This window comes from Nostoc sp., assembly GCF_036917675.1.
In the GTDB taxonomy this organism is placed as follows: domain Bacteria; phylum Cyanobacteriota; class Cyanobacteriia; order Cyanobacteriales; family Nostocaceae; genus Nostoc.
In genome coordinates, this window is record NZ_JBALCT010000010.1 from 92,077 (window position 1) to 103,404 (window position 11,328).

Sequence of the window (11,328 nt, forward strand, 5' to 3'; positions counted from 1 at the left end):
GAGATAGCATCTGCTAACGCTAGATTAATTCAAGGACAGGACTTACACAGGATTTACCGGATATCCTTATATAGTTCAATCGCATTCTGTGTAAGTTCCCAGGAACTAACTTGTTACTAAAGAGATACATAAATTTATGACTTTTGATTACGACCTGTTTGTAATTGGTGCGGGTTCTGGAGGTTTGGCGGCTGCCAAACGAGCGGCTAGCTATGGGGCAAAAGTGGCGATCGCTGAATATGATTTAGTTGGTGGCACTTGTGTAATTCGCGGTTGTGTTCCCAAAAAACTCATGGTCTATGGTTCTCACTTTCCTGCACTGTTCAGTGACGCCGCAGGCTATGGCTGGAAAGTGGGTAATGTGGAGTTGGACTGGGAACATTTCATTACATCTATAGATAAGGAAGTTCGGCGACTGTCGCAACTACACATCAGCTTTTTAGAAAAAGCGGGTGTGGAACTAATTCCTAGTCGCGCCAGATTGGTAGACCCTCACACTGTAGAAGTTGATGGACGTAAAGTTACAGCAGACAAAATTTTAATTGCTGTTGGTGGGTTTCCCGTCAAGCCAGATTTGCCAGGGATGAAACATGGCATTACCTCCAATGAAATCTTTCATCTAAAAGAACAACCAAAACACATCGTCATTCTTGGCGCTGGTTATATTGGCACGGAATTTGCCTGTATTATGCGCGGTTTGGGTTCTGAGGTGACGCAAATTACTAGAGGTGAACAGATTTTGAAGGGGTTTGATGATCACATTCGCACAGAAATTGAAGAGGGCATGACAAACCACGGAATTCGGTTGATTAAGAATAATGTGGTAAAAACAATTGAACGCGTGCCAGAAGGGTTTAAACTGACTTTATCAGGCGAAGACCAAGAACCACTAATTGCTGATGTATTTTTAGTGGCGACCGGTCGAACTCCCAATGTAGATGGGCTGGGTTTAGAGAACGCTGGGATTGATGTTGTTGCTACTTCTATGGAAGGGCCGGGATACAATACCACAAATGCGATCGCAGTCAATGAATATAGTCAAACTAGTCAACCGAATATTTTTGCTGTTGGCGATGTCACCGACCGAATTAATTTAACTCCTGTAGCCATTGGTGAAGGTCGTGCCTTTGCCGATAGTGAATTCGGAAATAACCGCCGCGAATTCAGTCACCAAACTGTACCCACAGCAATATTTTCTAACCCAGAAGCCGCTACAGTCGGCTGGACAGAAGCCGAAGCACGGGAGAAAATTGGTGATGCTGTAAAAATTTTTCACACTCGCTTCCGCGCCATGTACCATAGTTTGACAGGTAAGCAAGAGAAGACAATGATGAAGTTGGTGGTTGATAGCAACACTGATAAAGTGCTAGGCGCTCACATGGTAGGTGAAAATGCAGCTGAAATCATCCAAGGTGTGGCGATCGCTGTGAAGATGGGCGCAACCAAAAAAGACTTTGATGCCACTGTGGGTATCCATCCCTCAGCAGCAGAGGAATTTGTCACAATGCGTTAATAAAAGTTAGGAGTTAGGAGTTATGAGTTGAAAAAAGAAACTCATAACTTAAAACTTAAAATTCCTAACTCCTGTACAGACGCGATTAATCGCGTCTCTCCTCACTCCTAACTATCTACAGCCTTGCACTACATATATCTTCACGGCTTTGCTTCCAGCCCTAATTCTGCCAAAGCGCGGGATATAAGCGATCGCTTTGCCCAAATTCAAACGAAGCTGAAAATTCCCGACTTGAATGCTGGCGATTTTTCCCAGTTGACAATCACTCGTCAGCTAACTCAAGTTGCCGCAGAATTCAACAATGATTCTACGCCAGTAACACTCATTGGCTCAAGCTTGGGCGGTTTGACTGCTGCCCACTTGGGACAGCAAAATTTACAAGTGCAACGCTTAGTTTTGTTAGCCCCAGCTTTTGGGTTTTTATCCCATTGGTTGCCCAAGCTAGGTGATGAAGAACTACAGCGTTGGCAGCAAGAAAAATATATTATGGTCTACCACTATCGGGAGGAGCGATCGCTTCCTTTAAGTTACGATTTCGTTACAGATGCTGCTCAATACCAAGAAAAGCTTTTGCAACGTCCTATCCCCACCCTGATTATGCATGGAAAAAAGGATGAAGTCATCCCCATCGAAGCCAGTCGTGACTTTGCGCGTTGGCGAAGCCCACCGAAGGTATCGCGTCCTTGGGTGGAATTAGTCGAACTCGAAAGTGACCACGCCTTGGGTAATGTTATGGAAGAAACTTGGCAGGCAATTCGCCTCTTTTGCCAATTACCTTGAGGCTGTAAAATATTAAACTTAGAGCTAACCTAATATTTTTCAGTAAGTACTACTTAACTCGTAGATCCAAAGAGGCTATATTCACCCATTATCAAGCAGGACTTACGTAAAAACTCTCTCAAACTCTTATTCCTTCGTGTACTTCGCGTCCTTCGCGGTTCGTTTTTCCGTTACTGGTGCGTAAGTCCTGTCAAGGATAGTTAGGGGAAAATAAGTCTTTTTTGAACAGTATTGATTTAAAATCCAAAATCTAAAATCTAAAATCTAAAATCTAAAATTGATATGCTTCCCTTCATTCGGTCAGATTTAGCCCAATTCACCGCGTACAAACCTCACCCCAGTAGCGATACAGCCGCATCTGTCCCCATACAGTTTGATCGGCTGGATACAAATGAAAGCCCCTACGATTTACCACCTGAGTTAAAAGAGAAGCTGGCCTGGACGTATCAGCAAGTAATTGAAACAAATCGTTATCCCGATGGCGGACATGAAACACTTAAGGATGCGATCGCAGAGTATGTCAATGAGTCAGCCGCCCTCTCGCTATCGAATACTGCTGCGAATATTTCTGTTGGCAATGGTTCAGATGAACTAATCCGCTCTTTATTAATCGCCACCTGTCTAGGAGGAGAAGGCTCAATTTTAGTTGCCAATCCCACTTTCTCTATGTACGGAATTTTGGCACAAACTTTGGGTATTCCTGTAGTGGCGGTGGGTAGAAATGAAACAAATTTTGAAATTGACTTAAGCGCTGCACAATCTGCGATCGAAAAAACTCAAAATCCCCCCATTCGCGTAGTTTTCGTAGTGCATCCCAATTCGCCGACAGCCAATAGCTTAACTGCGGCAGAGTTGGCATGGTTAAGAAGTTTACCACAGCATATTTTGGTAGTAATTGATGAAGCTTACTTTGAATTCAGCCAAACTACCCTAGTAGGTGAATTAGCAGAACGTCCCAACTGGGTAATATTACGTACTTTTTCTAAAGCCTTCCGATTGGCAGCTCTCCGTGTTGGCTATTGCGTCGCTCATCCCGAAGCGATCGCCATTTTAGAAAAAGTTCGTTTACCTTATAATCTCCCCAGCTTTTCCATAGCAGCAGCATTGGTTGCTTTACAAAACCGTACACTCTTGCTGGAGTCAATTCCCCAAACCCTGAGTGAACGAGCCAAACTCATCGAAATTTTATCCCAGCAACCAGAACTACAAATTACCGCAAGCGCTGCTAACTTTATTTACCTACGTCTGAAACAAAATGGCTTTAATTCACAAGATGCTGCATTAAAAACTTTCCACCAGAAACTTAGAACACTCGGCACCCTTGTACGATACATTAGTGGAGGATTGCGAATTACTGTCGGGACAATAGAGGAAAACGCCCGCACCGTTAATCGAGTCCAAGCTGCTTTGGCAAATTTGGAATTTTAGCAATTCACTCAGTAATGAAATTGGCTGTCCACCTCACTGCCCAAACGGCGGACTATTCCCACTGTTTGTGGCAGCACACCTACTAAAAAAGCAAAAGCAACATCCGGCAGAAGAGCCACTATTTCTGGTGGAAAGTATTGTTCAAATTGATCGAGAATCTTTTGGACTCGCTGCCCAGGCACTGGGTTTTCTGTAATTTGTTTGATCAATCGAATCCACTGTCGTCTAATCAAGTAAGCCTTCTGACGTTCTTCATTACATTCGGGAGTTAATAAAGACAGATTACCTATAGGCAATGCCCTTTGGCAATCACAATCATAATCCCCACCCACAGCAGCCCCAGGCCCAGCAAACTCTGCATGGTAGCGTTTAAAAAGTATTAATCCATTTCGTCTACGACTATTGACGATGAAAACTTTTCCACTGTGTAAACGTGTAAGGATATCCGAGCCTTGCGATTGCTCAGTTCCATCTGCCATGACAACAGAGTCTAGGAAACTAGTTTCAGGGTAATAAGTTGATACCATAGAGGTTTGATAGCGTCGATGCTGTTCGCTATCCATGTTTTTTAAACTTTCAACGAATTTGGTAGTAGTATGCACTTCAAAACTTAACTAGTTGTTATGTCAAATCAGGTTTTTGAATTCTTTTATTATCAAGAATCTTTTGGTCAATTTAACTAAGATAGTAATAAACAGGCATTGTTTAGTAATTGAGTGATCATATTTTATGAGATATAACTAGATTTGTCTCCAAATTCTGAGAGTGTTTTCTTAAAGTTTTTATAAAGATGAATATCTTAATTACAAAGTTATTATGAGGGATTGCTGATTTCCTAAAGTAATTGTAAAGCTATTTCCATTAGAATTTATTTATTTCTCTATATAAAAATACTCTAAACTAAAATAGTTATTATTTAAAGAAAAATAAAAAAAGACATAATTTAACGTTTAATCATTTCAATTAAGTTTTCCCAAGTTATACTTTTATGAATATTGATGAATAGGAATAGTTGTAAAAACTCTAAATAAAATATCATCAAAATAATTATCCAAAGCTATATACATCTAGCTATTTAGCTATATTTAGCTAATATTAACTAAGTTATTAATTAGATTAGTTTGTACTTACATTGTCGATATTGGTGATAGATTTTCTCCAAACTAATTACAACATCAAAATTTCCAATTGCCAAAATAAAATTCACATAGTGGAATCAGCACTCAGGTGCTTGTGCAAGAACATCTGGCTTGAGCGTCCTAGTAAAAATGTATTCCAATTTGATTCGACTTTATGCACCCGATATCCCGCCTTGAAATAAAGTTGCCTTGCCTGATGATTATTTTCTAAAACGTGGAGATATAAGTCTTGAAATCCCCACTCACGAGAGACTTTTTCACAGCTAGTCAGTAACCCTGAAGCCACACCATGTCTACGGTATTTTGGGTGAACCGCTAAATTAGATAAGTAAGGAAAACCTATCCCAACCTGGCTCCACGAATCACTGTAACGTACACCCAGTTCCACACTTCCCACTAAATTATTAGCCGCGCCAGTAGTAGTTTCAAAGGCGACTAAACAAATATGACGCGGCAAAGGTGATGCCATGCGATGCCTTAAGTCTTCGTAAATACCCAAACGTAGCAATGGAAAAGCCCATCCCCACATACCTTTTTGGGAGTGAAAGCTTTCAGCAATAATTTGGGCAACACCGATTAAATCAGCAGGTGTAGCTGTACGAATTTGAAATTGGCAGCAAGCTGGATCGATTGGCTGTTGCTGGTATGGATGAAAAAACCGATATTTCAAGGCTAGTTTAGTATTGATTTTATTCAACGAAAATTTTCTCAAATATCCTCAAACACCATTTAAACTGAATAAAAACTTCATATCTACCCAGGAGATTGAACTGATCTAAGATTGCTAATGTGCTTTTGCCTGTGCAGCATACAAAGTTTTACACTTTAGTTTGGGGCTTTATAGCGGGAGCAACGCGAAAAAGTGAGATCGAAGTGTAATTCTCAATTACACCTCTTTATTCTCAATAAATCCTGATTTTTTAGTTGCGATGCCTACGGCGGGCTGCGCCTACGCATCCGGAAACAAGCTATATACGTCCCAGGTTTTAGCACCTGACAAAATCGCGTTGCTCCCCTTTATAGCCTGCATTTTGAAAAAGTCTTAGAAGTTACAGCTTCATAAATCTATAATCTTTCCCTTGCTTTAGGTAGGGAGGATATCAGTGTGTTCACCACAAAAACGTAAAGTCGTACCCTACAGGTTTAGGTGAATGGGTAGATAAATAGCATAACCTGTCCGTAGGCATAACCGACAAAATTGTTAAGTAAGTACACCACCGGCAAGCTCTAGTTGCAAACCACCTTTGGTTGCAGTACTGAACTTGTTTATGCAATTGCCACTACACTAACAGGACTTTGGTACTAGGTTATGGGAACAGGCTGTACAGCTACTGGGGAAGAATCTGCAAGATTCCTAATCCCTAACTTCTTAACCACTACGACTTGTCTTAATGATAGTTCTGATTGCTAAATTAGAAAGAGGTATTTGTCTAATAGTATACTTTGGCTTTAAATCTTATTGTTTTAATATTGCTGACTCTACCATGACTACCAAAAATAAAATTTACTTGCAAGTGTTAGTAAAACGGCTGCGGAGGGAAAACTTAGTATGCAGCTTCATGTGGATTTTTCAGCTAGCTATGAGCGCTGTATGTGATATCAGACATTGCTCACAGGAGGTGAAAGAAGATTTGGCAAGCAGGCATCGACTCTATAACCCTAAAACTGACTATGAAACCAATTACACTGCACCAAAGCAAACGGTAATGGGCATAAGCCATTGAGACGAATTACTGTGAGTAAACACTTCTACACTCAGCAGTCATGTAGCCAAACAGCCTTATTGGTCAAAATGCTCTGCTCTTACCTGACTCAGAAAAATCCTTACCTGATCAGATTATTCTTTATCCGACTGCCGTTGCAGCAGGAAGGCGGTGCATGAAATCCCCAGCAAACAGTAAGCCTAAAATTTTGGTTGTCGATGATGAACCAGACAACCTTGACTTGCTTTACCGCACTTTCTATCGGGACTATAAGGTGCTAAGGGCAAACTCTGGGCCTGCGGCACTTGATCTGCTGGCTCAAGAGGGAGAGGTCGCAGTGATCATCTCCGATCAGCGGATGCCGATGATGAGCGGTACAGAATTTTTGAGCCTGACAGCAACTCAATATCCAGATATTATTCGGATTATTTTAACTGGCTACACCGATGTCGAAGACCTGGTGGAAGCAATCAACGCTGGTAAGGTATTCAAATATGTCACCAAACCGTGGGAAGCCGAGGAACTCAAAGCATTGGTACGCCAAGCCTTGGATACCCACAATGTCCTCAAAGCCCGCACCCGCGAACTTACCCGCACACTCCGACAAGAATCGCTGCTGAATACCGTTACAAATACGATTCGCAGTGCTTTAGACTATCGCCAAATTTTGCAGGCAATTGTAGATACAGTCGGACAGATGTTGGAGGTGGATGTCTGTCTGTTACGTCCCTTCCAAGATGAGCAGTTGGCGGACAAGGGATTCATTTATCAGAAAGCTCTTTCTGAAGAAGCTCTTGATCTCTTGAGCAGAGGGGAAGTTGCAGTAAGTCTTTCTCCTCTTTCCCGAAAGGGGGATCTGAGTCCGATCATCCCCGAACCTCTGCCTGTTTTAGCTCAGACCGTGTGGGAAACCCGCGAAGTCCAGGTGATTCACGATGTGATCGATGATGAGCGTATTCACGGGAATACTCCCGAACTGCAACAACGTGAAGCAGCTTTTGCTGCCGCTAACATTTGTTCTAGTTTAGTTGTGCCATTAATTTGCCAACAAGAACTGATGGCAGTGCTGGCACTGCATCAGTGTTCTGTGCCTCGCTTCTGGGGGGATGATGAGGTGCAGTTAGTGTTGATGGTAGCGGATCAGGCCGCTTTAGCTTTGTCTCAAGCTTATGCTTATGAACAAGTCCGTGGACTTGCCAAGCGAGAAGCCCTAATTAATACGATTACTAGCGCGATTCGCTCGAGCTTAGATCCCCAAGATATCTTTGCGGCGATCACGCAGCAATTGGGACAAGCCTTACAAGTCGATGGCTGTGTCCTGTCTTTGTGGACAGAGGAAGATGAGTTTGCCGAGTGTGTGGGCTTGTATGACAGTTTTCAACAACCGGAAAATTTGCGTAGGCACAGCCCAACCCAGGGATCGCCAGTTCCAGAAAAAAATTTAAGTAGCAATAAGAACCTATTAACTCAGAGAATACCCTACTCTCAAGCATCTATACAGGAGAATCCCATCCTCCAACAAATGCTACAGACACTTGAACCAGTGGTAATTGGTAATGTCAGCCATTCTCTCTCAGGAGTACAAAGTTTTAATTTGCCTTTAAAAATGCCAGGGCGATCGCTAATGTTTGTGCCATTATTGGCTGATGGTAAATGTATCGGTAGTATTACCCTGCATGAAGGTAACAAAGTTCGCCGATGGCTGTCATCTGATGTTGATTTGGCGAAAGCAGTAGCAGCTCAAGCCGCGATCGCTGTGCAGCAGTCGCACTTATATCAAAAAACTCGCCAACAAGCTGAACGCTTACTGGAATTAGATAAACAAAAAACCGAATTTTTCCAAAATATCTCTCATGAGTTTCGCACACCGATCACCTTGATTCAAGGTCCTTTGGAGTCGGCGGTGGCGGCTGGTGAGGGATTATCTTACTCCCAAAGTGCGATCGCCCTGCGTAACTCCCGCCGTCTGCTGCGATTGGTAAACCAACTGCTGGATTTACAACGTCTGGATGCGGGGAGAATGCAGCCTAGTTTTCACCCTTGCGATTTAGTCGAATTTGTCAGCCAAATTGTTGAGTCTTTTCGCCCCTACTGTGAGAAAAAAGGACTGCATCTCATTACCCAGTTAGATGAATGTCCTACCGTGTACTTGGATATGGAAAAATTTGACAAGGTGATTTACAACCTCCTGTCAAATGCCATGAAGTTTACTCCCGAAGGTGGCACGATCGCCCTCACACTAAAATCTGAGGGCGATCGTTGCATATTGCAAGTACAAGATACTGGAATTGGCATTGTTAAAGAACAAATTCCCTATCTATTTGAGCGCTTCCGCCAAGCTGAAGGTTCCGCAAATCGCTCCTATGAAGGCAGTGGTTTGGGTTTAGCTTTAGTTAAAGAATTGGTAGAATTACATGGCGGTCAAGTCACTGTGGAATCAGTTTACGGCGAAGGCACTACCTTTTGTTTATGGCTTGTGACTGGAAATGCTCATTTACCCACACAGCAAGTACTAGAAACGTCTATCGAAGTGAACACGAGCCGTGCTAGCGTAGAATTGGCTGATTTAGAACTGCTAGAATCAACAATAGATAATATTGAAGATATTACAAGAAACTTCTCCCCCAGTATTGATACTCAAGACTCAACACTTAAGACTCAGCAACGCCAAACCGCTCAACAGGGAGAATCCCTGCACACGGCTGGCTCCTCAATCTTAGTTGTAGATGACAACCCGGATCTGCGAAACTATGTATCTGAGATTTTCCGCCGCAACGGCTATCATGTGCAGACAGCTCGTAACGGTTATGAAGGGTATGCGATCGCTAAGGAAATTATACCCAACTTGATTGTGACTGACTTAATGATGCCCTTGGTGAGCGGACTTGAGATGATTCAGATGATCCGCAAAGAGGACAAGTTGAGAGGAACACCAATCATTCTGCTGACAGCGAAAGTAGATGAGGAAACCCGCATTGAAAGTACAGAACATGGGGCGGATGCTTATTTAGCAAAACCATTCAATGACCGGGAACTTTTGGCGGAAGTTCGGAATCTTTTAGGATTAAAGGAAAATGAACGACGAATCGTGGAGTTAAATACTTATCTAACAGAATCGGTGCTAAAGCGCTTTTTGCCGACTGCATTGGTGCAAAAAGCCGCAACCGGAGATTTAATGTTAGATTTGCGCCCAGAACCACGCTTAATTACAGTTTTGTTTAGTGATATCGTGGGTTTTACACAGCTAGCAAATACTCTCAGATCCCGGCGGGTAGCAGAGTTGCTAAATGAATATTTAGCAGCCATGACCAAGGTTGTATTTGCCAATGGCGGCACTGTAGATAAATTTATGGGAGATGCTATCTTAGCTTTATACGGAGCGCCAGAAGAACTAACCCCTAATGAACAGGTGCGTCGTGCCATCAATACAGCTAGAGCAATGCACCACTCACTGGCTGAGTTGAACCAGCGCTGGCAAGATCAAGGTGTATTCGATGGCAACAAACTTACTGGCGTACAGTTCCGGTGCGGTATCCACCAAGGTACTGCTGTTGTAGGGATGTTTGGTAGCGCTGAACGTGCCGATTATACTGCCATTGGCCCAAGTGTGAATATTGCTGCAAGGTTGCAAGTTGCCGCTCTTCCCGGTACTATCCTGGTTTCTGCTGCCGTGGCAGATTATTTGCAGGAAGAAGAAATTACTAAAGGTAGTCCGCTAGAACTTAAAGGAGTAGATGAAACAGTTTTGACTTTCGTTGTTACACCAGAGATAATCGTTAATCGCTAAAATTTAGACTGGTATTGTGAACTACCCTTATACAATCCTCATCACCCGCGATCGCTGAACTAGTCTGCGCCAAAGGGTCGAAGTGTTCATAATCCCCACCGAACTTGCTCTTTTGTGGGTGGGGACTTGCGCTACACGGTTAAAGCATTAGCAATGAGTAAGAGTGCCTAATCATATCCAGTTTCTATAATATGACACCATCGGTTGCAGACAAAACTCCAATTCCAGCCAAGGTCTGGAGACGACACACCGACCCACCCGGTCTGTGGATTTCTGTCGTTATGGGTTCAGTCTCTCTGCACTTGCTGGCGTTCTGGCTGATGCGCTCATCTAATGCATTTAGTCTATGGTTTCCCCAGCAAAGTCAATCTGTTGTTCCCATTGAATTGATAGACATTACTCCCAAAACAAAATCAAAATTAACAGTCAAAACAGTTTCGCCAAAGCCACTATCCTCAACTCAAAAGTCTGTACCAGCACCTTCACGACAAAGAGGACGAACTACGCCTAGAAATCAAGATTTTGGCGCAATCAATTCTGCGGATAATCTCCAGCATAAGAGCCGAACTTACGCATTTCAACCTAAAAGCAAACCCTTTAAGCAACAGAGAGTTGCTACGCTGACACCTACAGCCACGCCGAAACCCACAGTCACACCAAAACCCACAGCCACACCAAAACCCACAGCCACACCAAAACCCACAGCCACACCAAAACCCACACCTACAGTTTCAGTCGGTAATTTACCTTGGAACCGCCGTCAAGAAATCAAACTGGGAAAAGGAACGCCACTACCAACAGGTATTCCATCAAATCCACCAGTTTCGGAAGCTGAAAATAGAAAAACTCCACCAACTCCCACTAAACAAACTTCACCAACTCAAACTAGGGAAACTCCACCAACTCCCACTAAACAAACTTTACCAACTCGAACTAGGGAAACTCCACCAACTCCCACTAAACAAACTTTACCAACTC

7 protein-coding genes and 1 pseudogene are annotated in these 11,328 nt (G+C 43.0%); 6 read left to right on the forward strand and 2 right to left on the reverse strand.

What is annotated here, in order from left to right:
* The first annotated feature begins 136 nt into the window (after nt 1-136).
* The 3 genes from gor to V7K31_RS03425 all read left to right on the forward strand — a co-directional run bounded on the left by gor (nt 137) and on the right by V7K31_RS03425 (nt 3,721).
* Nucleotides 137-1,513, forward strand: a complete 1,377-nt coding sequence (gene gor / locus V7K31_RS03415; protein WP_335092620.1) for a glutathione-disulfide reductase — start codon at nt 137-139, stop codon at nt 1,511-1,513.
* 123 nt (nt 1,514-1,636) lie between these two features.
* Nucleotides 1,637-2,293 carry a YqiA/YcfP family alpha/beta fold hydrolase gene (locus V7K31_RS03420; RefSeq protein ID WP_335092621.1) on the forward strand — a complete coding sequence of 219 codons (657 nt, stop codon included), beginning with the start codon at nt 1,637-1,639 and terminating at the stop codon, nt 2,291-2,293.
* A gap of 282 nt (nt 2,294-2,575) precedes the next feature.
* Nucleotides 2,576-3,721, forward strand: coding sequence for a histidinol-phosphate transaminase (locus tag V7K31_RS03425; RefSeq protein WP_335092622.1), 1,146 nt, complete (start codon nt 2,576-2,578; stop codon nt 3,719-3,721).
* A gap of 8 nt (nt 3,722-3,729) precedes the next feature.
* Here the strand turns inward: V7K31_RS03425 and V7K31_RS03430 are convergent, their stop codons facing one another.
* Nucleotides 3,730-4,284 (reverse strand): hypothetical protein, encoded by a 555-nt coding sequence (locus V7K31_RS03430; protein ID WP_335092623.1) that lies wholly within the window; start codon nt 4,282-4,284, stop codon nt 3,730-3,732.
* 640 nt (nt 4,285-4,924) lie between these two features.
* The gene (locus V7K31_RS03435) at nt 4,925-5,557 is read right to left on the reverse strand and encodes a GNAT family N-acetyltransferase (protein WP_335092624.1); all 633 of its coding nucleotides are present in this window, start codon (nt 5,555-5,557) and stop codon (nt 4,925-4,927) included.
* 1,038 nt (nt 5,558-6,595) lie between these two features.
* Between V7K31_RS03435 and V7K31_RS03440 the strand changes: the two genes are divergently transcribed.
* From V7K31_RS03440 to V7K31_RS03450, 3 genes and pseudogenes are all read left to right on the forward strand, one after another.
* Nucleotides 6,596-6,742, forward strand: a complete 147-nt coding sequence (locus V7K31_RS03440; RefSeq protein ID WP_335092625.1) for a hypothetical protein — start codon at nt 6,596-6,598, stop codon at nt 6,740-6,742.
* Nucleotides 6,739-10,350, forward strand: a complete 3,612-nt coding sequence (locus V7K31_RS03445; RefSeq protein WP_335092626.1) for a response regulator — start codon at nt 6,739-6,741, stop codon at nt 10,348-10,350. Before V7K31_RS03440 ends, V7K31_RS03445 begins: the two co-directional genes overlap by 4 nt.
* A 191-nt stretch (nt 10,351-10,541) precedes the next feature.
* Nucleotides 10,542-11,328: pseudogene (locus V7K31_RS03450) on the forward strand (hypothetical protein); the annotation flags it as partial.

Bases quoted from the DNA above. Each gene is read 5' to 3' on its own strand.
- gor (WP_335092620.1), top strand. From the start codon at position 137: ATGACTTTTGATTACGACCTGTTTGTAATTGGTGCGGGTTCTGGAGGT.
- V7K31_RS03425 (WP_335092622.1), top strand. From the start codon at position 2,576: ATGCTTCCCTTCATTCGGTCAGATTTAGCCCAATTCACCGCGTACAAA.
- V7K31_RS03430 (WP_335092623.1), bottom strand. From the start codon at position 4,284: ATGGATAGCGAACAGCATCGACGCTATCAAACCTCTATGGTATCAACT.
- V7K31_RS03445 (WP_335092626.1), top strand. From the start codon at position 6,739: ATGAAATCCCCAGCAAACAGTAAGCCTAAAATTTTGGTTGTCGATGAT.